This window comes from Mycobacterium sp. 852013-50091_SCH5140682 (genome assembly GCF_001665685.1).
In the GTDB taxonomy this organism is placed as follows: domain Bacteria; phylum Actinomycetota; class Actinomycetes; order Mycobacteriales; family Mycobacteriaceae; genus Mycobacterium.
Window position 1 is genome coordinate 28,505 of sequence record NZ_LZTB01000025.1, and the last position, 25,393, is coordinate 53,897.

Below are 25,393 nucleotides of genomic sequence, written 5' to 3' on the forward strand. Positions count from 1 at the left end.
CAGTATGGCCGGTGACGGAACCGAACCCGGCACCGGTGCGTCTGAACGGTGTGACGAAATACTGTTCGTACCGTTGGCAACTGAGAGGTGAGCGCCCCGACCGGGCGCCGTCCGACTACCTGGCGGGGTACCGGAACGCGCTGGCCGACGCACGGCTCGGCCGGCGCCCAGATCCGGCCGTGGAGGGCAGGTGAGCGACGGCTAATCGCGGACCAGCGCATCGCGTCCGGCGCGGATCATCTCCTCGCGCGAAACCACCTTGACGCGCTCGCGACCCTGAACCTCGCCGAGGCTGATCTCGTGTGCGTCAAGGCGTTCCCACTCTGCCCAGGTGGTGTAGTCGACATCCTTGGCCTTGAGATGCTCGAAGATCGCGTCCGGGTCGGTGACCTCCGGGACGCGCAGCCCGGGCAGATCGCGTAGCAGGCTGGTGACGGTTTCGGCGGCGTCGGACTTGGTGTGTCCGATGAGCCCGATCGGACCGCGCTTGATCCAGCCGGTCACATAGGTCGCGTCGATGAGACCGCCGTCGATGTCGAGCACGCGGCCGGCGTCGTGCGGGATCACCCCGGCATGGTGGTCGAACGGCAGGTCCGCCAGGTGCGACGACAGATAACCCACCGCGCGATACACGGCCTCGACCGGCCAGTCGGTGAATTCGCCTGTGCCACGGACTGTTCCGTCCCCGATGAGCTCGGTACGTTCGGTGCGCAGCCCTGCTACCCGGTCTTCGCCGAGCACGGCCACCGGCGCCTGGCACAGGTGGATGTGAATGCGGTGCGGTGCGCCGGTCGGTTCCCGCTCCAGGTACTTCATCATGGTGTCGACGACCAGCTTGGTCGACTTGCTGGTGTTGATGGCCCGCTGGCTGGCCTCGTCGATCTCGAAACCCTCCGGATGCACGATGACGTCGACGCTCGGCGAGTGCGACAGTTCGCGAAACTCCATGGGGCTGAACTTGATCTGCGCGGGCCCCCGCCGGGCGAAGACATGCACATCGGTCGCGGCGTTGGCCGCCAGACCTTGGTAGACGTTGCCGGCGATCTCGGTGGAGAGTTGTTCGTCGGCGGGCTTCGCGAGCATGCGTGCGACGTCGAGGGCGACGTTGCCCGCGCCGAGGACCGCGACATGCTTCGCGTCCAGCGGCCAACTGCGTGGCACATCGGGATGTCCGTCGTACCAGGACACGAAGTCGGCCGCGCCGTAGCTGCCAGGGAGCTCGATGCCGGGGATGTCGAGGCCACGGTCGGCGCGCGCACCGGTGGAGAAGATCACCGCGTCGTAGTGACGGCGCAGCTCCGGCAGCGTCACGTCGGTGCCGTAGTGCACGTTGCCGATGAACCTGATCTCGTCGCGCGAGAGCACCCTACGCAGCGCCTTGATGATCTCCTTGATGCGCGGGTGATCGGGCGCGACGCCGTACCGGACCAGACCGTAAGGTGCTGGGAGACGGTCGAATACGTCGACGCGGGCGGGCCCGTACTCCTTGGTCAGGATGTCCGCGGCATAGATTCCCGCCGGACCTGCACCGATTACCGCTACCTGGATCGTCCTCATAACCGCCTCACGTATTAGGTGAGGCAAGCCTAAGTTATCACCAGGTGTGGCGGGCAAGTCCCGGGCGGGAGATCCGTGTCACAGACTCGGCAGCTTGGAGGCGGCCTGCTCGTCGAGCAGCCACACCGTCCGCTCGCGGCCGATCGCCCCGGCAGCGGGCACGTCGACCGGCGAGGCCCCGCCCACCGCGGCAGCCACCGCTTCGGCCTTCTCGGCACCGGCCACCACAAGCCACACCTCACGGGCGCGGTGCACTGCAGGCAAGGTCAACGTGATGCGCCGAGGCGGGGGCTTGGGGGAGTCCGTCACTGCGACCACCAACTGCTCGGTTTCCTGCACCGCAGCGGTGTCGGGGAACAACGAGTTGATGTGGCCTTCACCGCCCATCCCGAGCAGATGCACGTCGAACTCTGCCGGCAGCACCTCGGCGTATGCCGCAGCGGCATCGTCGATGGCGTCGCCGAATTCGCCGTCGCTGGTGGCCATCCGGTGCACATTGGCAGGCGGTATGTTGATGGACTCCAGCAGGGCGTCATGCGCCTGCTGGTCATTGCGGTCGGCGTCACCTGCCGGTACGAAGCGGTCGTCGCCCCAGAAGAGCTGCGCCTTGGACCAGTCGATCTCCGCCCCGGCGACGTGGCGCAGCATCGCGATCCCGACGGTGCCGCCGGTCAGCACGATGGATGCTTCGTCGCGGGCCGCGATGGCCGACGTGATCGCCCCGACCAGCCGGGCTCCCGCCGCGGCCGCCAATTGTTCTGCGTCGACGTAGGTTTCGATCACGCGCTCAGGCATATGTCACCTTCTCGATTCCCTGGAGCGCTTCGAAGTAGATCTCGTCGTCGTCGAGTCGACGCATGTCCTCGGCAAGGCAATCACGAGTCTCTCTGCGGGCCAACGGAATTTGGGCGTCCGGCCGGCCGGTGCGGGAAAGTGTCGCGGTGACTCCCTCCTGCGGCCGGGCCAACGTGATGGTCTCGCTGGCCCGGTTGAGTTCGACCTTCAGCTCGCCGACGGCCCTGGTTACCGGACCGTCGATGCGACTGGCCAGCCAGCCCGCCATGATGTCAAGTGCCGGTTCGTCTTTCAGTCCGGACACCAGCGCGGACGTGATCGGTTCGTAGGGCCCCTGATCCACTGCCGCGGTCAACAGGGCCCGCCAGTACGTCACGCGGCTCCAGGCCAGGTCGGTGTCGCCGGTGCTGTAGCCGGCCAGCCTGCTCTTGATGCAAGCCAACGGGTTCTCGCCGTTGGTGGCATCAGTGATCCGGCGAATGGCCAACTTGCCCAACGGGTCCTGCGACGGAACCTTCGGAGCCAGATCAGGCCACCACGTCACCACCGGCGTGTCGGGCAGCAGGAACGGGGTCACCACACTGCTGGCATGGTTGGCCAGCGGCCCGGAGAGGCGCAGCACCACCACCTCGTTGGCACCCGCGTCCCGGCCCACCCGAAGCTGGGCATCCAACCGCGCCTCGGTGGCCAGCCGGTCACCCGGGATGACCACGATGACGCGGCACGGGTGCTCGCGGCTTGCGGCATTGGCCGCCTCGATCGACTCTTCGAGCAGCGATTCGTTGTTGGGTGCGATGACCAGCGTCAGCACCCGGCCGAGCGTGATCGCTCCGCCCTCTTCGCGGAGCGCGACGATCTTCTTGTTGATGGCACCGGTATTGGTGTCGGGCAGATCGACAATCATCGGAGTCCTCTGTTCTTCATCGACGGCTCCTCGCCCGAGGGCCCGTCGCAGCGCGAGCGGTCATCACTAGGGCCGCCGCCATTCCCGGCCGGACCGCTGCAACATCTCGAACGCGGAGTCCGGGCCCCAGGTCCCGGCTTCGTACGGGTCGGGCTTACCGTGCGTGGCCCAGTACTCAAGCGCCGGATCGAGGATCTTCCACGACAATTCGACCTCGGCATTGACCGGGAACAGCGACGGCTCACCGAGCAGCACGTCGAGAATCAGCCGCTCGTAGGCCTCCGGCGATTCCTCGGCGAAGGCCGAACCGTAGGAGAAGTCCATGCTGACGTCGCGCACTTCCATGATGTGGCCCGGAACCTTGGATCCGAACCGCAGCGTGATGCCTTCGTCGGGCTGCACCCGGATCACCAGTGCGTTTTCACCGAGCTCGTCGGTCATGCTGGCATCGAACGGCAGGTGCGGCGCCCGTTTGAACACGAGTGCGATCTCGGTGACCCTGCGGCCCAACCGCTTTCCGGTGCGCAGATAGAACGGCACCCCGGCCCAACGGCGGGTGTCCACCTCCAGGGTGATGGCCGCGAACGTCTCGGTCGTCGAGGTCTTCGAGAAGCCCTCCTCGTCGAGCAGGCCCACGACCTTCTCGCCGCCCTGCCAGCCGGCGACGTACTGTCCGCGCGAGGTGGTCTCGTCGAGCGGCTCGACCAGCTTGGTCGCCGAGAGCACCTTGATCTTCTCGGCCTGCAGCTCGGCGGGGGAGAAGCTCACCGGCTCCTCCAGCGCAGTCAGCGCGAGCAGCTGCAGCAGATGGTTCTGGATGACATCGCGGGCCGCGCCGACACCGTCGTAGTAGCCGCCGCGCCCACCGAGGCCGATGTCCTCGGCCATGGTGATCTGCACACTGTCCACGTAGTGCGAGTTCCACACCGGTTCGAACAGCTCGTTGGCGAACCGCAGCGCCAGGATGTTCTGCACCGTCTCCTTGCCCAGATAGTGGTCGATGCGGAACACCGACGACTCCGGGAAGACACTGTTGACGACGCTGTTGAGTTCCTCGGCGCTCTTGAGGTCATGGCCGAACGGCTTCTCGATGACCACCCGGCTCCAGCTGCAGTCCGGCTTCTCGGCCAGCCCGCTGCGGGAGAGCTGTTCGCAGACCTGCGGGAACGCCTTCGGCGGGATCGACAGGTAGAAGGCGTGATTGCCGCTGGTGCCGCGCTCCTCGTCGAGCTTGTTGAGGGTGTCCTTGAGCCGATCGAAGGAGGCAGCGTCGTCGAACGTGCCCTGGACGAACCGGAAACCCTCCGCCAGCCGGTCCCAGACCTCCTGGTGGAACGGCGTGCGGGCGTGCTGCCGGACCGCGTCGTAGACGATCTTGCTGAAGTCCTCGTCCGCCCAGTCCCGGCGGGCGAAGCCCACCAGGGCGAAGTTCGGCGGCAGCAGACCGCGGTTGGCCAGGTCATAGATCGCAGGCATCAGCTTCTTGCGGGCCAAGTCGCCGGTCACGCCGAAGATCACCACGGCGCACGGCCCGGCGATCCTGGGCATGCGCTTGTCGCGTTTGTCCCGCAATGGGTTGACCCAATCTGCGGGACGCCTGTTGGTTTCGGTCATTTCTTCGCGGCGTCGAGCTGGCCCTGAGTCGCGTCGAGCAGTTCCTGCCACGCCTTCTCGAACTTGTCCACGCCCTCGTCCTCGAGAAGCTTGAACACGTCGGGGAGGTCGATGCCGATCGCGGCGAGCTTGTCGAAGGTCTCCTGCGAGGCCGCGGCCGTGCCGGAGATCGTGTCACCGGTGACGACACCGTGGTCGGCGACGGCTTCGATGGTCTTCTCGGGCATGGTGTTCACGGTGTTCGGGGCCACCAACTCGGTGACGTACAGCGTGTCGGAGTAGGCCGGGTTCTTCACGCCGGTCGAGGCCCACAGCGGCCGCTGCACGCGCGCGCCGTCAGCCTTGAGCGCCGCAAACCGGTCGCCGCCGAACACCTCTTCGTAAGCGGCGTAGGCCAGCCGGGCGTTGGCGACCCCGGCCTGACCGCGCAGCGCGAGCGCCTCCTCGGACCCGAGCTTCTCCAGCCGGGCGTCGATCTCGGTGTCCACGCGGGACACGAAAAACGATGCGACGGAATGGATCTTGGACAGGTCGTGACCGGCCTCGCGGGCTTTCTCCAGGCCCTCCAGGTAGGCGTCCATGACGGCGCGGTGACGCTCCACCGAGAAGATCAGCGTGACGTTCACCGAGATGCCCTCGGCGATCACGGCGGTGATGGCGGGCAGGCCTGCCAGCGTCGCGGGGATCTTGATCAGCAGGTTGGGCCGGTCGACGATCTTCCACAGCTCGATGGCCTGCAGGATCGTCTTGTCGGTGTCGTGCGCCAGCCGCGGGTCGACCTCGATGGACACCCGGCCGTCGATGCCGTCGGTGGCCTCGTAGGTCTTGGCCAGCACGTCGCACGCATTGCGGACGTCGTCGGTGGTGACGGTACGGATGGTGGCGTCGACGTCGGCGCCCCGCTCGGCGAGCTCGGAGACCTGGGCGTCGTAGGCCGTGCCCTTGGACAGCGCGGCCTGGAAGATCGACGGGTTGGTGGTGACGCCGACGACGCTGCGGGTGTTGATCAGGTCGGTGAGGTTCCCTGATTGCAGCCGCTCACGCGACAGGTCGTCGAGCCACACGGACACGCCCGCGGCACTCAGCGCCGCGAGATTCGGGTTCTGAGTCATGATTTGCTTCCTCTACTAGTTGTTCAGGGATCGTTCCGCCGCGGCGACCACGGCCTCTGGCGTGAAGCCGAACTCGCGGAACAAGGTCTTGTCGTCGGCCGATGCGCCGTAGTGCTCGATGGACACGATCTGCCCGGTATCGCCGACCAGCTTGTGCCACGGCTGGGCGACACCCGCCTCGACCGCCACCCGCGCAGACACACTCGGCGGCAGCACCGAGTCCTGGTAGTCCTGCGGCTGCTTCTCGAACCACTCCACACACGGCATCGACACCACGTAGGCGACGATGTCCTTCTCGGCCAGCGCTTTCTGCGCTGCGACCGCCAGTTGCAGCTCCGAACCGGTCGCGATGATGACGACGTCGGCGTCGTCGGCGGGCTTGCCGCCACCGAGCACATACCCACCGCGGGCCACGCCTTCGGCGCTGGTTCCCTCCAGCACGGGGACACCCTGTCGGGTCAGGATCAATCCGACGGGGCCGGTGCTGGCCGTGCGCTCCAGCACGGTCTTCCACGCGTACGCGGTCTCGTTCGGGTCGCCGGGGCGGACCACGGACAGGTTCGGGATGGACCGCAGGGCCGCCAGGTGCTCGATCGGCTGGTGGGTCGGACCGTCCTCACCGAGACCGATCGAATCGTGCGTCCACACGTAGATCGGGTCGATGTCCATCAGGGAGGCCAGCCGCACCGCGGGACGCATGTAGTCCGAGAACTGCAAGAACGTGCCGCCGTAGGCGCGGGTCGGGCCGTGCAGCACGATCCCGGACAGGATGGCGCCCATCGCGTGTTCGCGGATACCGAAGTGCAGCGTGCGGCCGTACCAGCTCATGGTCCAGTCGTGGGTCGACTGGGACGGCGGGCCAAAGGAGTTGGCGCCCTTGATGGTGGTGTTGTTGCTGCCGGCCAGGTCGGCCGAACCACCCCAGAGTTCGGGCAGCTTGGGGCCGACGGCGGCGAGCACCGCACCGGAGGCCGCGCGGGTCGCGACCGGCTTGGAATCGGTATCCCAGTGCGGCAGATCGGCGTCCCAGCCCTCGGGGAGTTCACGGGCCAGCAGGCGATCCAGCAGCGCCTTGCGCTCCGGCTCCCGCTCGGCCCAGGCGTCGAACGACACCTGCCACTCCTCGTGGGCCTTCTTGCCGCGGGCGACGAGTTCGCGCGTGTGGGCGATGACGTCGTCGCGCACCTCGAAGCTCTTGTCCGGGTCGAAGCCGAGCACCTTCTTGGTGGCCGCAACCTCGTCGGCGCCCAGCGCCGCGCCGTGCACGCCGCCGGTGTTCATCTTGGTGGGGGCGGGGTAGCCGATGATGGTGCGCACCGCGATGAACGACGGCTTGTCGGTCACCTTCTTGGCCTCCGCGATGGCCTCTTCGATCGCTGTGACGTTCTCGCCGCCCTCGACTTCCTGGACGTGCCAGCCGTAGGCCCGGTAGCGCGCCGGGGTGTCCTCGGTCAGCGCGATCTGGGTGTCGTGCTCGATGGAGATCTTGTTGTCGTCCCACAGCACGATGAGATTGCCCAGCTCCTGGGTGCCTGCCAGCGACGAGGCCTCGCTGGTGACGCCCTCTTCCATGTCGCCGTCGGAGGCGATCACGTAGATGAAGTGGTCGAACGGGCTCTCACCGGGGGCGGTGTCCGGGTCGAACAGGCCGCGCTCGTAGCGGGCGGCCATCGCCATGCCGACGGCCGACGCCAGCCCCTGGCCCAGCGGGCCCGTGGTGATCTCGACGCCCTTGGTGTGGCGGTACTCGGGGTGTCCGGGGGTCAGCGAACCCCAGGTGCGCAGTGCCTCGATGTCGGCCAGCTCCAGGCCGAACCCGCCGAGGTACAGCTGGATGTAGAGCGTGAGGCTGGAGTGCCCGCACGACAGCACGAACCGGTCGCGGCCGATCCAGTGCGTGTCGCTGGGGTCGTGGCGCATCTGGCGCTGAAACAGCGAGTAGGCCAGCGGGGCCAGGCTCATGGCGGTACCGGGATGGCCGTTGCCCACCTTCTGCACCGCGTCGGCAGCCAGCACACGGACCGTGTCGACGGCGGCCGAATCGAGGTCCGTCCAGTCGTCCGGATGGTTCGGGCGGGTGAGGGCGGAGATCTCTTCGACGGTGGTCACTACCTCGCTCCTAAGTTCCGATTGCTTGTGCTGAGCTGTAACGCGGCAGACCCGCAGCTCCCATCCAACACCCTAGTGCCAGCGGTTCATCGAGGGCGGTTGGTTGGGGCACGATTACCCCGCCGTTCACCTCGGCCGGGCGCGCAAATCGGACCCTGCGGTGTCGGGCACTCAGCCAGGCGGTCTACCATCGTCTGTAGTAGAAGTCGCGTGCAGTCACCCGAGGAGTTATTTGCGTGAGCATTCGCGAGCGCCGTTCCCTCGGTGGGGCGCCGAGCCGAATACGCACCACTTTCCTGGCGTATTTGGCACTCACCAAGCCGCGTGTCATCGAGCTGTTGCTGGTGACCGCGATCCCGGCCATGCTTTTGGCGCATCGCGGTGTCGTTGATCCGCTGCTGATCCTCAACACGCTGGTCGGCGGCATGATGGCGGCGGCAGGCGCCAACACCCTCAACTGTGTGGCCGACGCCGATATCGACAAGGTCATGAAGCGCACCGCGCGCCGGCCGCTCGCCAGAGCGTCGGTGCCGACGCGGCATGCGCTGATCTTCGGGCTCGCGCTGACCGTCGCGTCGTTCGCGTGGCTGTGGTGGACCACCAACCTGTTGTCGGGCGTGCTGGGGCTGGTGACCATCGCGTTCTACGTATTCGTCTACACACTGCTGCTCAAGCGGCGTACGTCGCAGAACGTGGTGTGGGGTGGGGCGGCAGGATGCATGCCCGTGATGATCGGCTGGTCGGCAGTGACTGGGACCATCCAATGGCCCGCGCTGGTGATGTTCCTGGTGATCTTCTTCTGGACGCCCCCGCACACCTGGGCGCTCGCGATGCGCTACAAGGACGATTACAAGGCGGCGGGCGTGCCGATGCTGCCTGCGGTGGCCACCGAACGCCAGGTGACCAAGCAGATCCTGATCTACACGTGGCTCACGGTAATCACCACGCTGGTGCTCGCGTTGGCCACCGGCTGGCTCTACGCGTCGGTCGCTCTGCTGGCCGGGGCATGGTTCCTGGTGATGGCCCACCAGCTGTACTCCGGCGTGAAGCGCGGCGAGCCGGTCAAGCCCTTGCGACTGTTCCTACAGTCCAACAACTACCTGGCCGTCGTGTTCTGCGCGCTCGCCGTGGACTCCGCATTGGCCCTGCCGACACTGTTCGGGCGGTAATCTGCGGGCGTGCTGGTCACCCCTGACAATTTCGCCCGCGCGGAATCAGACCTCTATTTCGGCAACATCGTCAAGGACGGCGGCTTCGCAGCGCTGCACCACATCCGCGAGCTGAGTCCTCTCGACAATCAATTGGTGATCCGGCAGAACCGGGACACCCTCTACTCGGCCGGGGTTTTCGATCTCGACGCCGGGCCGGTGACCGTCACCCTGCCCGACAGCGCCGGACGCTTCATGGCCCTGCAGATCATCACCGAGGATCACTACGTTCCGACGGTCGTGTACGCCCCGGCAGAGCTCACCCTCACCCGGTCGGACATCGGCACCCGGTATGTCGCCGCGGCGGTCCGTACCCTCGTCGACCCGAACGACCCCGCCGACCTCCAGGCGGTGCATGCCCTTCAGGATGCGATCTCGGTCAGCCAGGCCGAGCCGGGCAGCTTCGAAGTGCCGCAATGGGATCCGGTGAGTCAGAAGACCGTGCGCGACGCCCTGATCACGTTGGCGACGACGCTTCCGGACACCAAGGCCACATTCGGACCACAGGGTGCCGTCGATCCGGTGCGGCACCTGATCGGTTCCGCGTACGCCTGGGGCGGCAACCCGGAACGTGACGCGCTGTACCTGTCGGTCTTCCCGGCCGCCAACGACGGCACCACCGTGTACCGGCTCACCGTCGCAGATGTCCCGGTGGACGGGTTCTGGTCGGTGACCGTCTACAACAAGGACGGGTACTTCACGCTCAATGCGCAGAACGCGTACTCGCTGAACAACATCACCGCGGCGAAGGGGCCCGACGGGGCGACCGTCATCCAGTTCGGTGGTGCCGATGCGGTGAACCTGCTGCCGATCACCGACGGCTGGAACTACATCGTGCGGCTCTACCGGCCTCGTCCGGAGATCCTCGACGGGTCATGGACGTTCCCGGCCGCCGAGCCTGTCTAGGGTCAGGCGTTTCCGCGAGTTCGACGAAGGTGTTGTGAATCCGGCGGCGTAGCGACGTTTTTGTCGGTCTCGGCGTGAGTCGAGCCTCTAGGGCACCAAGACGATCGAGCCGACGGTCTTGCGGCCCTGCAGATCGGTGTGGGCCTGAGCTGCCTCGCCGAGCGGATAGCGTCCGCCCACGGTGATGTTGATGGTCCCGTCGGCGATGGCGTTGATCAATTCTCCCGCCCGCCAAGAGAATTCGTCGGGTGTGCGAGTGTAGTGCGCCAGCGTCGGCCGGGTCAGGAACACCGAACCCGACGAGTTGAGGCGCTGCGGGTCGACGGGCGGGACCGGACCACTGGCGGCGCCGAACAGGGCCAGCGTGCCACGCACGGCCAAACTGGCCAGGCTCGCGTCGAACGTCGACTTGCCCACCCCGTCGTAGGCAGCGGCGACCCCGAGACCGCCGGTGAGGTCGCGGATCTTCTCGGCGAACTCGGCTGGGTCGTCGGGGTAGTCGAGTACCTCGACGGCACCGGCCTGCCGGGACAGTTCGGCTTTCTGCGGCGTGGACGCCGTGGTGATCACCCGCGTGCCGATGCTGGTGGCCCACTGCGTGAGGATCAGTCCCACGCCGCCTGCGCCGGCGTGCAGCAGCACGGTGTCCGACGGTTGCACCGGATACGTCGACTTGATGAGGTAGTGCGCGGTCATGCCTTTGAGCAGTGCGGAGGCCACGGCGTCCGGTGCCACGCCGTCCGGCACGTAGGCGCTGAAATCGGCTGGGGCGACGCAGTATTCGGCGTATGCACCGGTGGCGTTGGCGGTCACCACCCGGTCGCCGACGGCCAGTGCGGCCACGTCGTCACCGACGGCGGCGACGGTGCCGCACACCTCGGTGCCGACGACGAACGGCAGCTCCCGCGGGTAGAGCCCGGACCGGAAGTAGGTGTCGATGAAGTTCACACCGATCGCTTCGGCCTTGATCAGTATTTCGCCGGGGCCCGGGGTGGGCTCGGGCAGTTCGATGAAATTGAGGACCTCGGGCCCGCCGGTCTCGGCGACTTCGATCGCGTGCATGGTGACCATCCTGCCAAGCGTCGGCCGTTCGCGTGTGCCGCAACGCCCGGCGGGATCCCGTGACACCCTTGGGAGAACCCGTCGCCGCCGACCCCGGAGGATTGTGTGAAGCTCGCCCGCCCGGACATCTTCCATCCACGCATCGTGTTCGCCGGTTGCCCGTCACTGCCCGAGGGCGACGGCGACGACGCGGGTTTGGTCGCCGCGCTGCGTGCTCGGGGCCTGCACGCGCGGTGGCTGTCCTGGGACGACCCCGCGACCCGGGACGCGGATCTGGTGGTGCTGAGGGCGACGTGGGACTACCCCGACCGGCTCGACGAATACCTGTCGTGGACGCGTTCGGTGCGCAACCTGATCAATCCGCCCGCGCTGGTCGCCTGGAATATCGACAAGCACTATCTGATCGACCTCGATCAGCTCGGGGTGCCGGTGGTTCCCACCCGGCACTTCCCGGTTGGCCATTCGGTGAGTGTCCCCGTAGGCGAGGTGGTGGTGAAACCGGCGGTCGGGGCGGGTTCGCAAGGAGCACAACGGTTCGTCGACGCCGACGCGGCCGCTGCACACGCGGCCCAGCTGCATGCGCAGGGGCGCGCTGTGCTGGTGCAGCCGTACGACGCGCGCATCGCCGACGGGGAGACGGCATTGGTCTTTCTCAACGGCGAGGAGTCCCACGCGTTCATCAAGGGGCCGATACTGCCACCTGCGGGCAGCGCGCCGGACTTCGAAGAAACCGGAACCTATGCCACCGAGACCCTGTCCCCGGCCGAACCTGAGGACGAGATCTGGGAGGTCGGGCGCTTGGCCATCGCGGCCGTGGCACGGATTTTCGACATCGCCGCGCGCGACCTGCTGTACGCCCGGGTGGACGTGATCGGCGGGGCCGGGGCGACGGACTCAGGTACGGACGGTCCCCGGCTCCTGGAACTCGAGCTCGTCGAACCGTCTCTGGGTTTCCGTCAGCTCAGCGCCGGCAAACGCGCCGACGCGGAACGACAGTTCGCACTGGGGGTCGAATCAGCCCTGGAGCGGCTGGGGCTCGGTCCGCTCTCGCATCGACGCCCATAGCGCCGCCGTGGCAGCCGTGCAGGCCGCTGCGCCTGCGACGTGCACGGCGACCAATGCGGCAGGCACGCCGGTGTAGAACTGCACGGTCCCCACCAGTCCCTGCGCGCACACCAGGGCGAGCAGCACACCCAGTCGCACCATGATCGGCCGAGCCGCGTGCACTGCGGCGAGGGCGAACCCGAGCGCGATGATCATCGACAGGTAGGCGACCAGAAGCGACGAGTGGGCGTGGACCAAGGTGGTGATCTCCACCTGCAGACGCGGCACCACGCGGTCGAGGCTCTTGTCGCCTGCGTGCGGGCCTGCTCCGGTGACCAGGGTCCCCGTGATCAGGATCGCGGCGAGTATGACGGCGCTCAGCGCGGTCAACTGCCGCAAGGGTTTTGCCACCAGCACGGTGGGGGAGCCGTCGTCGGGCTGGCCGACCTTCACGTACAGCAGCACCGACAGCCACACCATGGTCATCGAGGCGACCAGGTGGATGGCCACGGTCCACCACAGCAGGCCGGTCCGCACGGTGATGCCGCCGATGATGGCCTGCACCACCGTGGAGGCGGGCATGAGCCAGGCGTAGACCAGCACCTCGCGGCGGCGGCGGGCCCGGGTGACGGCCAGCACGGCGGCCACCGCGGTGAACACCACGAGGAAGGTGATCATCCGGTTGCCGAACTCGACGGCCTGATGCACCACGGCGACCTCGGCGTGCGGGACCGGGGTGAAACTGCCGGGGAAGCACTGTGGCCACGTCGGGCAGCCGAGGCCCGAGGCGGTCACCCGCACGATCGCTCCCGTCACCGCGATGCCGCCCTGCGTGAGGATCACCAGGAACGCGATGATGCGCTGGACCCGCAGGCTCGGTAGTGGCAGCAGATCGACCAGTCGCAGAAAAAGACGTCCGACGGTCACGGGCTGATCGTAGAGGAACGGGAACTACAGCTCGTAGTAGGGGCCGACGGGGTCATCAGGTGAAGCGGAACCAGCGCATCGCGCACACGGCCGCGACGGCGCCCCACGCCACGAGCACCAGGATGCCGAACCAGTCCACCGACAGCGACATCGCGCGGGTCAGCGCCTCGGTGAGGGCGCCCGACGGGGTGAGCCGGGCGGCCCACCGCAGGGCCGACGGCACCAGGCCGCCTTCCAGCGTCAGCGCACCCAACCCGGCGAACACGAACCACAACAGGTTCGCCAACGCCAGCACGATCTCCGCCTTGAGCGTGCCGCCCAGCAGCAGTCCCAATGCCGCGAAGCCGGCCGTCCCCAACGCGATGATCACCGCGCCCAGCGCCAGACCCGCGACCGGCGGGCGCCAGCCCAGAGCGACACCGATGGCGCCCAACAGGATCGCCTGCAGAAACACCACCGTGACCACGGCCAGCGCCTTGCCCGCGATGATGCCCCAGACCGGCAGGGCCGTCGCGCCGAGCCGTTTGAGCGCGCCGTACCGGCGATCGAACGCCACGGCGATGGCCTGCCCGGTGAAGGCTGTGGAGATCACGGCCAGCGCCATGATGGGCGGGGTGAACGCCGCGGCGCGGTGTTCGCCGAACGACCCCAGCGGCAGCAGCGTCAGCCCGATCAGCAGCGTGATGGGGATGAACATGGTCAGCAGCAACTGCTCGCCGTTGCGGAGTAGCAATTTCAGCTCGAGCCCGTACTGCGCGGCCAGCATCTTCGGCACGCCCGCCGGCCGCGGATCGGGAGAGAACATCCCGGGTTCGAAGCGGTTCGTGGTGGTCATCTCGTTGTCCGTCATGTCGTCCGTATCGTCAGCCTCGTAGCTCGCGTCCGGTCAGGTCCAGGAACACGTCCTCAAGGCTGCGCTGCTCCACCCGCATGTCGGTGGCCAGCACGTCCAGCCGGGCACACCACGCCGTCACGGTGGCCAGCACCTGCGGGTCGATGTCTCCCTCGACCAGGTATTCGCCCGGTGCGGTCTCGCCGGCCTTGTAGTTCTCGGGCAACGCTGCGATGAGCAGCGACAGATCGAGCTTGCGCGGCGCACTGAACCGCAGCTGGTTTTCGGCGCCGGTGCGCATCAGTTCGGCGGGCGTGCCGGTGGCCACCGCAACGCCGTGGTCGATGATCACGATGCGGTCGGCGAGTTCCTCGGCCTCGGTCAGCTGATGCGTCGTCAACACCACGGTCACGCCGTCGCGGCGCAGGGCATCGATCAACTCCCACACCACGATTCGCGCGTGCGCGTCCATGCCTGCGGTCGGCTCGTCGAGGAAGACCAGCTCGGGACGCCCGACCACCGCGCATGCCAGCGCCAGCCGCTGCTGCTGTCCGCCGGAGAGCCGCCGGTAGGTGGTGCGGGCGGATTCGGTGAGGCCGAGGGTGTCCATCAGCCAGGCCGGATCGAGCGGGTTGGCCGCGTACGACGCCACGAGATTGAGCATCTCGCCGGCCCGTGCCGCCGGGTAGCCGCCGCCGCCCTGCAGCATCACGCCGATCCGCTCACGCAGCTGCGCGTTCTCGCCGACCGGGTCGAGGCCGAGGATCTCGATGGTGCCGCCGTCTGGCCGGATGAAGCCTTCGCACATCTCGACGGTGGTGGTCTTGCCTGCGCCGTTGGGCCCGAGCAGCGCCAGCACCTCGGCCTTGTGTACTTCGAGGTCGAGGCCGGATACCGCTGTCGTCGTGCCGTACTGCTTGGTGACGCCGCGCAGCAGCACGGGTGTTTCAGTCGGCGAAGCGTCGGAACGCGAGTTCACGGGGACTCAGCGTAGGCGTCGGAGGTGGTGACCGGTGCCGCTGGTGGGCTGGTGGTGGTGTCGGGCAGCTTGCGCCAGGGCAACCGGCGCCAGGTCAGCCCGATCAGGATGAGGACGATCACCGCGCTCGCCAGGGTCGCCATCACGATCTGGAACAGCGCGAACCGGTCGCCGTTGGCTGTAGGGCCGAAGATGCCGACGACGAGGGTCAGCACGATGGTGGTGCCGCGGAAGCCGGGCCGGGTGGCCCAGGCGGCGAGCGGCACGATGGCCCACAGCAGGTACCACGGCTGCACCACGGGGAACAGCAGGACGGTCGCGCCGAGGGCGACCCCGAGGCCACCGACCGGATGCAGCCGTCCGCGCATCACCGCGAGCAGCAGCCACGTGACGACGACCGCGATGATCGAGACGCCGATCGCGCGGGTCAGCGCCAGAACCGCGGTGGTGTGATCGCCGAGCCCCAGCAGGATGCCGACCTGACCGGTGCCCAGGGCCAGCAGTGTCGGCGGTGACATCCAGCTGCGCACCACGTTCGCGGTGCCGAGGGTGAACAGCCAGCCGAAGCCGAGGCCGCTGGCCCAGCCGATGATCGCCATCACGACCAGCGATACCGCGCCCAACGAGAAGCTCGCGATGAAGAACGCCTTCACGGTGCCGCCCCAGCGCCACGCCAGGGCCATCGCGACGAACCCGAGCGCCAGCAGCGACGGCAGCTTGACCTGCGAGGACATGGTGATGAGCACCGCGCCGAGGAGAAGCATCGCCATTGGTCGCCAGCGGGCCCACTCGGCCGAACCGTGTGGCCACGTCAACGGGCGCGGCAACAGCGGGTGGCTCGAATCGATCCCCCGGAGCGCGAACTCGGTGCCCGCGAGCATGAGGCCCAGCATCAGCGCCTCGTTGTGGATGCCCGCGACGAGATGCATGAACAGCAGCGGGTTACAGGGGCCCAGCCACAGCGCGCTGACTTCGGCGACGCCGCAGCGATGAGCCAGCCGCGGGGTGGCCCACACGATGAGGCCGACACCGAAGAGCACGACCAGGCGGTGGCACAGCACGGCAGCGACGATGTTCTCGCCGGTCACTCCCGAGATGGTCTGGCCGATCCACAGAAAGAGCGGACCGTAGGGGGCCGGGGTCTCGCGCCACAGGCTGGGTACGGACAGGGTGAAGACGTGGTCGAGGCCGAGGCCGGTGGCCGGGCCCACCCGGTACGGGTCGAGCCCGAGCAGCGCGATCTCGCTCTGGGCCAGGTAGGAGTAGACGTCCTTGCTGTACATCGGTGGGGCGATGAGCAGCGGCAGCGCCCACAGCAGCAGCGTGCGGTCGAGCTGGCTGCGGGACATGCGGCGGGGCCCCAGCGCGAACCGGCCCAGCATCAGCCAGGCGAGCGCCATCATCACGGCGCCGGTGGTGGTCATGGTCAGCGACACCGTCTGGATGCGGGACGGCAGGTTGAGCAGCCGCACCCCGAACGTCGGGTCCTGCACCACCGGGCGGGCTCCTGCGCCCAGCGCCCCGATGGCCATCAAGACTGTGCCGGTGGCGCCGAACAGCCTGGTCCGGCGCAGCGCGACGACCTCGGCGTCGTTCAGTGGGGAGCCGACCGCACGTTCGTCGCCGTGCCACCGGGCGATCGACGAGCTGAAGGACGACAGGCGGCTGGCCATCAGTGCAGAGTAACCGCCGTGATTGAGTGGTCCGGGCCGGTGAGGGCGCAGGAGGGTGGCCCAAATCACGTAAGGCTACCCTTGCTAGAACCGTCGGCCGAATTCCGTCACAATGGTGTTGTGAAAATCCGCTCGGACGTTGCGCGCAAGGCTGGGGTCGGTTCGCCGGCCCCTGTCGGTGTTGCCGGTGCGCCCGCTGCGGGTGACGTCGTGCCCGTTTCCGACGGCCAGACGCGCCGCGCCATCATCCAGTTGCTGCTCCAGGGTCCTACCACCGCGGGCCAGATCGGCGAGCGGCTCGGCATCTCGGCCGCAGGGGTGCGTCGCCACCTCGACGCCCTCATCGATGCCGGTGATGCCCAGGCCAGCGCCGCGGCGCCGTGGCAGCACAACGGCCGGGGCCGGCCCGCCAAGCGTTACCAGCTGACGTCGGCCGGGCGGGCCAAGCTCGGGCACACCTACGACGACCTGGCGGTTGCGGCCATTCGGCAGCTGCGCGAGATCGGCGGCAAGGATGCGGTCCGGACATTCGCTCGGCGGCGCATCGACACCATCCTCGCCGGGGTCACCGCAGACTCCGGCGATGTGGCCGAAACCGCCGATCGCGTGGCCGCGGCCATGACCAAGGCCGGCTATGCGACGACGACCAATCCGGTGAGCGGGCCCGTGCGAGGCGTGCAGATCTGCCAGCACCACTGCCCGGTGTCGCACGTCGCCGAGGAATTCCCCGAACTGTGCGAGACGGAGCGCGAGGCGTTCGCCGAGATCCTGGGAACCCATGTCCAGCGGCTGGCCACCATCGTCAACGGTGACTGCGCATGCACCACGCATGTGCCGGTCATACCCGAACAGCCTGTAGTCACCAACGAACAAGGAGTGTCGCGATGACGACCACACCGGACCAGTTGACCCAAGAGGAGACCATTGCCTCGCTGGGGAATTACGGCTACGGCTGGTCGGATTCCGATGCCGCGGGCGCCAGTGCGCAACGCGGCCTGTCCGAGGCGGTCGTGCGTGACATCTCGGGCAAGAAGAACGAGCCGGAGTGGATGCTGGAGACCCGGCTGAAGGCGCTGCGCACGTTCGACAAGAAGCCGATGCCGCACTGGGGTTCCAACCTCGATGGCATCGATTTCGACAACATCAAGTACTTCGTGCGGTCCACCGAGAAGCAGGCCGCGTCCTGGGAGGAACTGCCCGAGGACATCCGCAACACCTACGACCGCCTCGGCATCCCGGAGGCCGAGAAGCAGCGGCTGGTCGCCGGTGTGGCGGCGCAGTACGAGTCCGAGGTGGTGTACCACCAGATCCGCGAAGACCTTGAGGCGCAGGGCGTCATCTTCCTGGACACCGACTCGGGCCTGCGCGAGCATCCGGAGATCTTCAAGCAGTACTTCGGCACCGTGATCCCGGCCGGGGACAACAAGTTCTCCGCGCTCAACACCGCGGTGTGGTCGGGCGGATCGTTCATCTACGTGCCGCCGGGCGTGCACGTCGACATCCCGCTGCAGGCGTACTTCCGGATCAACACCGAGAACATGGGCCAGTTCGAGCGGACGCTGATCATCGCCGACGAGGGCTCCTACGTGCACTACGTCGAGGGCTGCACCGCACCGATCTACAAGTCGGATTCGCTGCACTCCGCGGTTGTCGAGATCGTGGTGAAGCCCGGTGCGCGGGTTCGGTACACCACGATCCAGAACTGGTCGAACAACGTCTACAACCTGGTCACCAAGCGAGCCCGGGCCGAAGCTGGCGCCACCATGGAGTGGATCGACGGCAACATCGGCTCCAAGGTCACCATGAAGTACCCGGCGGTGTGGATGACCGGCGAGCACGCCAAGGGCGAGGTGCTCTCGGTGGCGTTCGCCGGCGAGGGTCAGCACCAGGACACCGGTGCCAAGATGCTGCACCTGGCGCCCAACACGTCGTCCAACATCGTGTCCAAGTCGGTGGCTCGCGGCGGCGGCCGCGCGTCCTACCGCGGCCTGGTCCAGGTGAACAAGGGCGCGCACGGATCGCGCTCCAGCGTGAAATGCGATGCGCTGCTGGTCGATACGATCAGCCGCTCGGACACCTACCCGTACGTCGACATCCGCGAGGACGACGTGACCATGGGCCACGAGGCCACGGTGTCCAAGGTCAGCGAGGATCAGCTGTTCTACCTGATGAGCCGCGGTCTGACCGAGGACGAGGCCATGGCCATGGTGGTGCGCGGCTTCGTCGAGCCGATCGCCAAGGAACTCCCGATGGAATACGCACTTGAGCTCAACCGGCTCATCGAGCTGCAAATGGAAGGCGCGGTCGGCTAGTGGCAGGGCTTACTGAAGCTGTTGAAGGCACCAATAAGGGCGAGATCTTCACGTCGTTCGACGTCGACGCCTTCGAGGTGCCGCACGGCCGCGACGAGATCTGGCGGTTCACCCCGCTCAAGCGGCTTCGCGGGCTGCACAATGGGTCGGCCGCGGTCACCGGCAGTGCGCTGATCGAGGTTTCCGAGCGGCCCGGCGTCACCGTCGAGACCGTCCAGCGCGGCGACGAGCGACTCGGTCAGGGTGGTGTGCCCGCGGATCGGGTTGCGGCCCAGGCCTTCTCGTCGTTCGGTCACGCGACGGTCGTCACGGTCGGGCGCAACAAGCAGGTTGCCGAGCCCATCGAGATCACCGTCAACGGCCCAGGTGCGGGGTCGACGGCATACGGTCACCTGCAGGTGCGGCTGGAGGAGCTCGCCGAGGCGGTCGTGGTCCTCGACCTCCGCGGTGGCGGAACCTACGCCGACAACGTCGAATTCATCGTCGGCGACGCAGCGCAGCTGAAGGTCGTTTCCATCGCCGATTGGGATGACGACGCCGTTTACGTCAGCACGCACCATGCGACGCTGGGCAAGGACGCGGTGCTGCGGCATTTCGCGGTCACCCTCGGCGGCGACGTCGCGCGACTGACCGGACGGGTGCGCTTCACCGCCCCCGGTGGCGACGCCGAACTGCTCGGCCTGTACTTCGCCGACGACGGCCAACACTTCGAGTCGCGGCTGCTGGTGGACCACGCCCAGCCCAACTGCCGGTCGCACGTCACGTACAAGGGTGCGCTGCAAGGGGATCCGCAGTCGAGCAAGCCCGACACCCACACCGTGTGGATCGGCGACGTGCTGATCCGCGCCGAAGCCACCGGCACCGACACCTACGAGGTGAACCGGAACCTGGTGCTCACCGACGGTGCGCGCGCGGACTCGGTGCCCAACCTGGAGATCGAGACCGGCGAGATCATCGGCGCCGGGCACGCCAGTGCCACCGGCCGATTCGACGATGAGCAGCTGTTCTATCTGCAGGCTCGCGGTATCCCCGAGGACCAGGCCCGTCGCCTGGTGGTGCGCGGATTCTTCGGTGAGCTGATCCAGAAGATCTCCGTCCCCGCGGTCCGGGAGCGCCTCACCGCCGCCATCGAACACGAACTTGAGCTAACTGAAGGAATCACGCACGCATGAGCACTCTGGAAATCAAGGACCTCCACGTCAGCGTCGCTGCTAACGACGGCGCCGAGGACGGCGGCGCAATCCCCATCCTCAAGGGCGTCGACCTCACCGTGAAGTCGGGGGAGACCCACGCGGTGATGGGCCCCAACGGCTCGGGCAAGTCGACGCTGTCCTACGCGATCGCGGGGCACCCGAAGTACGTCGTGACGTCCGGGTCGATCATCCTCGACGGCCAGGACGTGCTCGAGATGAGCATCGACGAAAGAGCGCGAGCGGGACTGTTTTTGGCGATGCAGTACCCGGTCGAGGTGCCCGGGGTTTCGATGTCGAACTTCCTGCGCACCGCGGCGACCGCCGTTCGCGGCGAGGCGCCGAAGCTGCGGCACTGGGTCAAGGAAGTCAAGGGCGCGATGAGCGACCTGGAGATCGATCCGGCGTTCGGTGAGCGCAGCGTCAACGAGGGCTTCTCCGGTGGCGAGAAGAAGCGGCACGAGATCCTGCAGCTGAGCCTGCTCAAGCCCAAGATCGCGATCCTCGACGAGACCGATTCGGGCCTCGACGTCGATGCGCTGCGGGTCGTCAGCGAAGGCGTGAACCGCTACGCCGAGGAAACCCACGGCGGCATTCTGCTGATCACCCACTACACCAGGATCCTGCGTTACATCCAGCCGCAGTTCGTGCACGTGTTCGTCGGTGGGCGCATCGTGGAGTCCGGCGGGCCCGAACTGGCCGACGAACTCGAAGAGAACGGTTACGTGCGCTTCACCCAAGCCGTAGGCGCCTGATCATGGCGCGGACGTGAGGAGCAGGACTATGACTGCCGCCTCGGTCGACCTGGACGTCACCCGGATCCGTGCGGATTTCCCGATCCTGAGTCGGGTGATGCGCGGTGGGAATCAGTTGGCCTACTTGGATTCCGGGGCGACGTCGCAGAAGCCGTTACAGGTGCTCGACGCCGAACGGGACTTCTTGATCACCTCCAACGGGGCCGTGCACCGCGGTGCGCACCAGTTGATGGAAGAGTCGACAGACGCCTACGAGCAGGGCCGCGCCGACATCGCGGCCTTCGTCGGCGCCGAGCCCGATGAACTGGTCTTCACCAAGAACGCGACCGAGTCGCTCAACCTGGTGGCGTATGTGCTGGGGGACAAGCGGTTCGACCGCGCGGTCGGCCCGGGCGACGTGATCGTCACGACAGAACTGGAACACCACGCCAACCTGATTCCGTGGCAGGAGTTGGCGCAGCGCACCGGGGCGACCCTGAAGTGGTACTCGGTGACCGAGGACGGCCGCATCGACCTCGATTCACTCGAACTCGACGAGCGCGTGAATGTGGTGGCGTTCAGCCATCATTCGAACGTGACCGGGGCAATCGCCCCGGTGGCCGAGCTGGTGTCGCGGGCCAAGGCGGTCGGGGCGCTGACGGTGCTCGATGCCTGCCAGTCGGTGCCGCACCAGCCCGTGGACTTCCATGCCCTCGACGTCGACTTCGCCGCGTTCTCCGGACACAAGATGCTGGGGCCCACCGGAATCGGTGTGCTCTACGGGCGCTCGGAACTGCTGAACGCGATGCCGCCCTTCATCACCGGCGGTTCGATGATCGAGACCGTCACGATGGAGAAGACCACCTACGCACCTGCGCCGCAGCGGTTCGAGGCAGGCACGCCGATGACGTCGCAGGTCGTCGGATTGGCCGCTGCCGCACGGTATCTGACCGCCATCGGGATGCCCGCCGTCGAGGCGCACGAAGCCGAACTGGTGGCCGCCGCCTTGGAAGGCTTGGCAGGGCTACCGAATATCCGGGTGATCGGGCCGACGACCATGCAGCACCGTGGGTCGCCGGTGAGCTTCGTCGTCGACGGAATCCACGCCCACGATGTCGGCCAGTTCCTCGATGACGACGGCGTGGCGGTGCGAGTCGGGCATCACTGCGCCTGGCCGTTGCACCGGCGGTTCGGCATCGCCGCGACCGCACGCGCGTCGTTCGCGGTGTACAACACGCTCGACGAGGTGGACCGGTTGGTGGCCGGGGTGAAGCGCGTCGTGGAGTTTTTCGGTTCGGCGGGCAGGAGCGAAGCGACCGGGGATCGATGATGCGAATGGAACAGATGTACCAGGACGTCATCCTGGACCACTACAAGCATCCGCACCACCGCGGACTGCGGGAGCCGTTCGCGGCCGAGGTGCATCACGTCAACCCGACGTGCGGGGACGAGGTGACACTGCGGGTGACGTTGTCCGACGACGGTGACACCATCGCCGATATCTCGTATGACGGACAGGGCTGTTCCATCAGCCAGGCCTCCACTTCTGTGCTCACCGATCAGGTGATCGGGCAGAGCGTCGGTGATGCCCTCGATACGGTCGCGGCGTTCACCGAGATGATTTCCTCCCGCGGCAACGTTGAGGGGGACGAGGATGTGATCGGTGACGGCATCGCGTTCGCCGGGGTCGCCAAATACCCGGCGCGGGTGAAATGCGCGTTACTGGGTTGGACAGCTTTCAAGGCCGCGCTCGCCGAGGCCAACGATTCGCACAGGGAGACGGCATGACCGACACCGCCAATGAGGAATTCCTCGCCGACCTCGAAGAGGCCATGCGCGACGTGGTCGACCCGGAGCTGGGGATCAACGTCGTCGACCTCGGTCTGGTGTACGGACTGAACGTCGAACAGGCTGATACCGGAACCGTCGCGCTGATCGACATGACGCTGACATCCGCGGCGTGCCCGCTGACCGACGTGATCGAGGATCAGTCGCGGACCGCGCTCGTCGGTGCCGGGCTGGTCGACGAACTCCGGATCAACTGGGTGTGGAACCCGCCGTGGGGTCCCGACAAGATCACCGACGACGGTCGCGAACAGCTGCGGGCTCTCGGTTTCACCGTTTAGCCGCTCTCGCCCCGTCACAATGACGGTGTGCTGACGGTCCCTGCCTTCGTATGGCGAGGTGGTTTCTTCTACCGCGCGGTGATCATCGGCGGCAGTGTCGGGTTGTGCCTTGCGGTCCTGGCCTTGCTGGACTCCGGATTCTGGGTGGCAGGCGTCGCGGTGTTCGTGGTCATGGGCGTCTTCTACGGGATATGGATGCCGCAACGGATGGCGCGGTACTGGCCGGCCGCCAAGCAACTCGGCGGTGCCGACCGGGTCGCGGTGGTGACTGCGGCGCGAAACGGGGACCGGATCGACGATCCCCGATTGATGCCCGCAGCGCTCGACTATCGCCGCGGTATGCATGCCGCAGCTGAGGACGCACGACCCCTGAGGTGGCTGTTTCCGGTGGTCCTTGTCGTTGCGGCCGCGTCCGCAGCGTGGGACGCGGTGTTCGGTTCGTGGGGCAATGCCGTGGCCTCGGTGATCTATCTCGTTGCCTTGCTGGCCGAAATGTTCTGGTGGCCGAAGCGCAGGGCGCAATTGCTCGCCAATGTCGACCGGGCCTGTGGATAACTCCCGATCCTGAGCCGTTCTTGTCGGCTGTCCTCGTTAGCTTTCGGCCAGACGGGACCGATGGCGGGCCCACAGGTTGGGAAGGCACCGATATGAGTATTGAGCGGTTGCGGGTGGCATGCGAACGCGATCTCGGCGATCCGGGCGATTGGCCGGGTCCGTTCGGATATCCAGATGCATTGGCGCTGTGCATCATTGACGCGATCTACGTGACCGGTGCGCGGCACCTGACCGTCGAGAAAGTGGTCGAGCGATACCGCGGCTATCGAGCGGCCCAGGGTGGAGACGCCGACACCGACGGCGCGCCGGAGCTTCTCGCGAATGTCGAGGAGCTCGGTGGTCCGCCGCAGTGGGCGGCAGAGATCGGCAATCGCCGTCCGACGTCGACGGCCAAGGGTGCGCCGCTGCGGGCGGCAGCGCTCATCGAGGTCACCCAGGCTCTCGTCGGGCTCGGGGTCCGCACCACTGCGGACCTGCGGGCCGTGGCCGCGGACGATGACCGCTGCGCGCAGGCCAAGGCGGCGTGGTGTGCGGTGCCGGGGCAGCGGTCAGGTTTCACCTGGCGTTACCTCGTGCTGCTCGCACAACAGCCCGGTGTCACCGTCGATCCGTCGGTCGCCGGTTACGTGTATCGCGAACTCGGTGCGGTCGATGGCGAGGACGTGGCTGCGCTTCTGCAGGCCGTAGCCGACGACGCGGGCTGGGACGCCACGGCGTTGCACCATGCGATCTGGCGGTTCGAGTCGGCACGCCGGCCCGAGCTGCCGTCCACCGCATGAAGTGCTCATCCTGACGGAAGCTCGGCGCGTCCGGTATTTACCTGACTAAAGTCAGAGATATGTCCGCGGAGATGGTCGCGCAGGTCCGTAGGTTCAACCGGGTCGTCACGCGCAGCGCGGGGGTGCTCAACGAGAACTTCCTGGCCAGCGGGCGATCGCTGGGTCAAGACCGGCTGCTGTGGGAGATCGGTGTCGATGGATGCGACGTGCGGGACCTGCGGGAACGGCTCGGGTTGGATTCGGGTTACCTGAGCCGGCTCCTGCGGGCTCTGCAGCACGAAGGGCTCGTGGCGGTCGCGCCGAGCGACGCAGACGGGCGGGTGCGTACGGCGCAGCTCACCGACGCCGGGCGCCGGGAGCTCGCCACGCTCAACGAGCGCTCCGACGCCGCGGCAGCCGCCGTGCTGCGGTCACTGTCCGGCAGCCAGCAGGACCGGCTGGTGACGGCGATGGCCCAGGTCGAGCGGCTGCTGACGGCGTCTGCGGTCCAGCTGGATGTCTGCGATCCACACCATCCCGACGCTCGCTACTGCCTGGCGACCTACTACGCCGAACTGGCCCAGCGGTTCACCGGCGGCTACGACCCGGCGGTCAGTCCGGTCGCCGATGCCGAGATGACACCGCCCGCGGGGTTGCTGCTCGTCGCCTCGCTGCACGGCCGGCCCGTGGGGTGCGGTGCGGTGATCTGGTATCCCGACGCGGTCGCGCTCGTCAAACGGATGTGGGTCGCCCCGAGCACACGCGGCCTGGGGGTGGGCCGACGCATCCTCACGGCCCTGGAGTCACACGCGCAGGCCCACGGGGCTCGGCTCATGCGTCTGGACACCAATGCTGCATTGACCGAGGCGCAGCGGATGTACCGCAGCTGCGGCTACGAGGAAGTCGAACCGTTCAGCGGCGAGGTCTACGCCGATCACTGGTTCGAGAAGCCGCTACCCACTCAGACTCGCGGCGAGTAAAACGGAATCCCCGCGC

At 67.4% G+C, this 25,393-nt stretch carries 24 protein-coding genes; 13 read left to right on the forward strand and 11 right to left on the reverse strand.

The features are described 5' to 3' along the window. Window positions 1-201 precede the first annotated feature (201 nt). The 6 genes from A5784_RS08410 to tkt all read right to left on the reverse strand — a co-directional run bounded on the left by A5784_RS08410 (window position 202) and on the right by tkt (window position 8,091). Complete coding sequence (locus A5784_RS08410; protein WP_064944206.1) at window positions 202-1,557, reverse strand: FAD-dependent oxidoreductase; 1,356 nt, start codon at window positions 1,555-1,557, stop codon at window positions 202-204. Window positions 1,558-1,635: 78 nt separating this feature from the next. Then, on the reverse strand, window positions 1,636-2,352 hold the full coding sequence (gene pgl, locus A5784_RS08415) for a 6-phosphogluconolactonase (protein ID WP_064944207.1): 717 nt from the start codon (window positions 2,350-2,352) through the stop codon (window positions 1,636-1,638). Then, window positions 2,345-3,256: a glucose-6-phosphate dehydrogenase assembly protein OpcA gene (gene opcA / locus A5784_RS08420; RefSeq protein ID WP_064944209.1), complete on the reverse strand. Its 912-nt coding sequence runs from the start codon at window positions 3,254-3,256 to the stop codon at window positions 2,345-2,347. The genes pgl and opcA overlap by 8 nt, the downstream gene beginning before the upstream one ends. A gap of 66 nt (window positions 3,257-3,322) precedes the next feature. Further along, the gene (gene zwf, locus A5784_RS08425; protein ID WP_064944211.1) at window positions 3,323-4,870 is read right to left on the reverse strand and encodes a glucose-6-phosphate dehydrogenase; all 1,548 of its coding nucleotides are present in this window, start codon (window positions 4,868-4,870) and stop codon (window positions 3,323-3,325) included. Continuing rightward, window positions 4,867-5,985: a transaldolase gene (gene tal / locus A5784_RS08430; RefSeq protein WP_197514670.1), complete on the reverse strand. Its 1,119-nt coding sequence runs from the start codon at window positions 5,983-5,985 to the stop codon at window positions 4,867-4,869. The genes zwf and tal overlap by 4 nt, the downstream gene beginning before the upstream one ends. A 12-nt stretch (window positions 5,986-5,997) precedes the next feature. After that, window positions 5,998-8,091, reverse strand: a complete 2,094-nt coding sequence (gene tkt / locus A5784_RS08435; protein ID WP_064944215.1) for a transketolase — start codon at window positions 8,089-8,091, stop codon at window positions 5,998-6,000. Between the two features lie 236 nt (window positions 8,092-8,327). On the opposite strand from tkt, the gene A5784_RS08440 reads away from it, so the two are divergent. Next, the gene (locus A5784_RS08440) at window positions 8,328-9,260 is read left to right on the forward strand and encodes a heme o synthase (protein ID WP_064944217.1); all 933 of its coding nucleotides are present in this window, start codon (window positions 8,328-8,330) and stop codon (window positions 9,258-9,260) included. Window positions 9,261-9,269: 9 nt separating this feature from the next. Then, on the forward strand, window positions 9,270-10,205 hold the full coding sequence (locus tag A5784_RS08445; protein ID WP_064944219.1) for a DUF1254 domain-containing protein: 936 nt from the start codon (window positions 9,270-9,272) through the stop codon (window positions 10,203-10,205). Between the two features lie 87 nt (window positions 10,206-10,292). Here the strand turns inward: A5784_RS08445 and A5784_RS08450 are convergent, their stop codons facing one another. Further along, the gene (locus tag A5784_RS08450; protein ID WP_064944319.1) at window positions 10,293-11,267 is read right to left on the reverse strand and encodes a quinone oxidoreductase family protein; all 975 of its coding nucleotides are present in this window, start codon (window positions 11,265-11,267) and stop codon (window positions 10,293-10,295) included. Between the two features lie 105 nt (window positions 11,268-11,372). On the opposite strand from A5784_RS08450, the gene A5784_RS08455 reads away from it, so the two are divergent. Next, a complete protein-coding gene (locus tag A5784_RS08455; protein WP_064944221.1) occupies window positions 11,373-12,332 on the forward strand; it encodes an ATP-grasp domain-containing protein in 960 nt (319 codons plus the stop codon). Here the strand turns inward: A5784_RS08455 and A5784_RS08460 are convergent. The 4 genes from A5784_RS08460 to mptB form a co-directional block, all read right to left on the reverse strand. Further along, window positions 12,282-13,211 (reverse strand): COX15/CtaA family protein, encoded by a 930-nt coding sequence (locus A5784_RS08460; protein ID WP_197514671.1) that lies wholly within the window; start codon window positions 13,209-13,211, stop codon window positions 12,282-12,284. The genes A5784_RS08455 and A5784_RS08460 overlap by 51 nt on opposite strands. A gap of 82 nt (window positions 13,212-13,293) precedes the next feature. Then, entirely contained in the window at window positions 13,294-14,073 is a 780-nt protein-coding gene (locus A5784_RS08465; RefSeq protein ID WP_064944321.1) for an ABC transporter permease, read from the reverse strand. A 28-nt stretch (window positions 14,074-14,101) separates the two neighbouring features. Beyond that, on the reverse strand, window positions 14,102-15,049 hold the full coding sequence (locus A5784_RS08470; protein WP_064944225.1) for an ABC transporter ATP-binding protein: 948 nt from the start codon (window positions 15,047-15,049) through the stop codon (window positions 14,102-14,104). Beyond that, on the reverse strand, window positions 15,046-16,722 hold the full coding sequence (gene mptB, locus A5784_RS08475; RefSeq protein WP_064944227.1) for a polyprenol phosphomannose-dependent alpha 1,6 mannosyltransferase MptB: 1,677 nt from the start codon (window positions 16,720-16,722) through the stop codon (window positions 15,046-15,048). The genes A5784_RS08470 and mptB overlap by 4 nt, the downstream gene beginning before the upstream one ends. 120 nt (window positions 16,723-16,842) lie before the next feature. Between mptB and A5784_RS08480 the strand changes: the two genes are divergently transcribed. The 10 genes from A5784_RS08480 (at window position 16,843) to A5784_RS08525 (ending at window position 25,377) form a co-directional block, all read left to right on the forward strand. After that, window positions 16,843-17,610, forward strand: coding sequence for a helix-turn-helix transcriptional regulator (locus A5784_RS08480; RefSeq protein WP_286159414.1), 768 nt, complete (start codon window positions 16,843-16,845; stop codon window positions 17,608-17,610). Continuing rightward, window positions 17,607-19,034: a Fe-S cluster assembly protein SufB gene (sufB, locus tag A5784_RS08485; protein ID WP_064944229.1), complete on the forward strand. Its 1,428-nt coding sequence runs from the start codon at window positions 17,607-17,609 to the stop codon at window positions 19,032-19,034. The genes A5784_RS08480 and sufB overlap by 4 nt, the downstream gene beginning before the upstream one ends. Continuing rightward, entirely contained in the window at window positions 19,034-20,206 is a 1,173-nt protein-coding gene (gene sufD / locus A5784_RS08490) for a Fe-S cluster assembly protein SufD (RefSeq protein ID WP_064944231.1), read from the forward strand. The genes sufB and sufD overlap by 1 nt, the downstream gene beginning before the upstream one ends. After that, the gene (sufC, locus tag A5784_RS08495) at window positions 20,203-20,979 is read left to right on the forward strand and encodes a Fe-S cluster assembly ATPase SufC (protein WP_064944233.1); all 777 of its coding nucleotides are present in this window, start codon (window positions 20,203-20,205) and stop codon (window positions 20,977-20,979) included. Before sufD ends, sufC begins: the two co-directional genes overlap by 4 nt. Before the next feature lie 28 nt (window positions 20,980-21,007). Next, the gene (locus A5784_RS08500) at window positions 21,008-22,288 is read left to right on the forward strand and encodes a cysteine desulfurase (protein ID WP_064944235.1); all 1,281 of its coding nucleotides are present in this window, start codon (window positions 21,008-21,010) and stop codon (window positions 22,286-22,288) included. Further along, on the forward strand, window positions 22,288-22,746 hold the full coding sequence (gene sufU / locus A5784_RS08505) for a Fe-S cluster assembly sulfur transfer protein SufU (RefSeq protein ID WP_064944237.1): 459 nt from the start codon (window positions 22,288-22,290) through the stop codon (window positions 22,744-22,746). The genes A5784_RS08500 and sufU overlap by 1 nt, the downstream gene beginning before the upstream one ends. Next, the gene (locus A5784_RS08510) at window positions 22,743-23,084 is read left to right on the forward strand and encodes a metal-sulfur cluster assembly factor (protein ID WP_064944239.1); all 342 of its coding nucleotides are present in this window, start codon (window positions 22,743-22,745) and stop codon (window positions 23,082-23,084) included. The genes sufU and A5784_RS08510 overlap by 4 nt, the downstream gene beginning before the upstream one ends. 27 nt (window positions 23,085-23,111) lie before the next feature. Beyond that, window positions 23,112-23,639, forward strand: a complete 528-nt coding sequence (locus A5784_RS08515) for a hypothetical protein (protein ID WP_064944241.1) — start codon at window positions 23,112-23,114, stop codon at window positions 23,637-23,639. Window positions 23,640-23,731: 92 nt separating this feature from the next. Further along, complete coding sequence (locus A5784_RS08520; RefSeq protein WP_064944243.1) at window positions 23,732-24,418, forward strand: DUF8548 family protein; 687 nt, start codon at window positions 23,732-23,734, stop codon at window positions 24,416-24,418. Window positions 24,419-24,477: 59 nt separating this feature from the next. Next, entirely contained in the window at window positions 24,478-25,377 is a 900-nt protein-coding gene (locus A5784_RS08525; RefSeq protein ID WP_064944245.1) for a bifunctional helix-turn-helix transcriptional regulator/GNAT family N-acetyltransferase, read from the forward strand. Window positions 25,378-25,393 lie beyond the last annotated feature (16 nt).

Excerpts from the sequence above, each read along its gene's own strand:
- A5784_RS08500 (WP_064944235.1), top strand. The coding sequence starts at position 21,008 with ATGACTGCCGCCTCGGTCGACCTGGACGTCACCCGGATCCGTGCGGAT.
- opcA (WP_064944209.1), bottom strand. The coding sequence starts at position 3,256 with ATGATTGTCGATCTGCCCGACACCAATACCGGTGCCATCAACAAGAAG.
- pgl (WP_064944207.1), bottom strand. The coding sequence starts at position 2,352 with ATGCCTGAGCGCGTGATCGAAACCTACGTCGACGCAGAACAATTGGCG.
- sufC (WP_064944233.1), top strand. The coding sequence starts at position 20,203 with ATGAGCACTCTGGAAATCAAGGACCTCCACGTCAGCGTCGCTGCTAAC.
- mptB (WP_064944227.1), bottom strand. The coding sequence starts at position 16,722 with ATGGCCAGCCGCCTGTCGTCCTTCAGCTCGTCGATCGCCCGGTGGCAC.
- A5784_RS08465 (WP_064944321.1), bottom strand. The coding sequence starts at position 14,073 with ATGACCACCACGAACCGCTTCGAACCCGGGATGTTCTCTCCCGATCCG.
- sufU (WP_064944237.1), top strand. The coding sequence starts at position 22,288 with ATGCGAATGGAACAGATGTACCAGGACGTCATCCTGGACCACTACAAG.
- sufB (WP_064944229.1), top strand. The coding sequence starts at position 17,607 with ATGACGACCACACCGGACCAGTTGACCCAAGAGGAGACCATTGCCTCG.
- A5784_RS08450 (WP_064944319.1), bottom strand. The coding sequence starts at position 11,267 with ATGCACGCGATCGAAGTCGCCGAGACCGGCGGGCCCGAGGTCCTCAAT.
- A5784_RS08525 (WP_064944245.1), top strand. The coding sequence starts at position 24,478 with ATGTCCGCGGAGATGGTCGCGCAGGTCCGTAGGTTCAACCGGGTCGTC.
- zwf (WP_064944211.1), bottom strand. The coding sequence starts at position 4,870 with ATGACCGAAACCAACAGGCGTCCCGCAGATTGGGTCAACCCATTGCGG.
- A5784_RS08510 (WP_064944239.1), top strand. The coding sequence starts at position 22,743 with ATGACCGACACCGCCAATGAGGAATTCCTCGCCGACCTCGAAGAGGCC.
- A5784_RS08410 (WP_064944206.1), bottom strand. The coding sequence starts at position 1,557 with ATGAGGACGATCCAGGTAGCGGTAATCGGTGCAGGTCCGGCGGGAATC.
- A5784_RS08520 (WP_064944243.1), top strand. The coding sequence starts at position 23,732 with ATGAGTATTGAGCGGTTGCGGGTGGCATGCGAACGCGATCTCGGCGAT.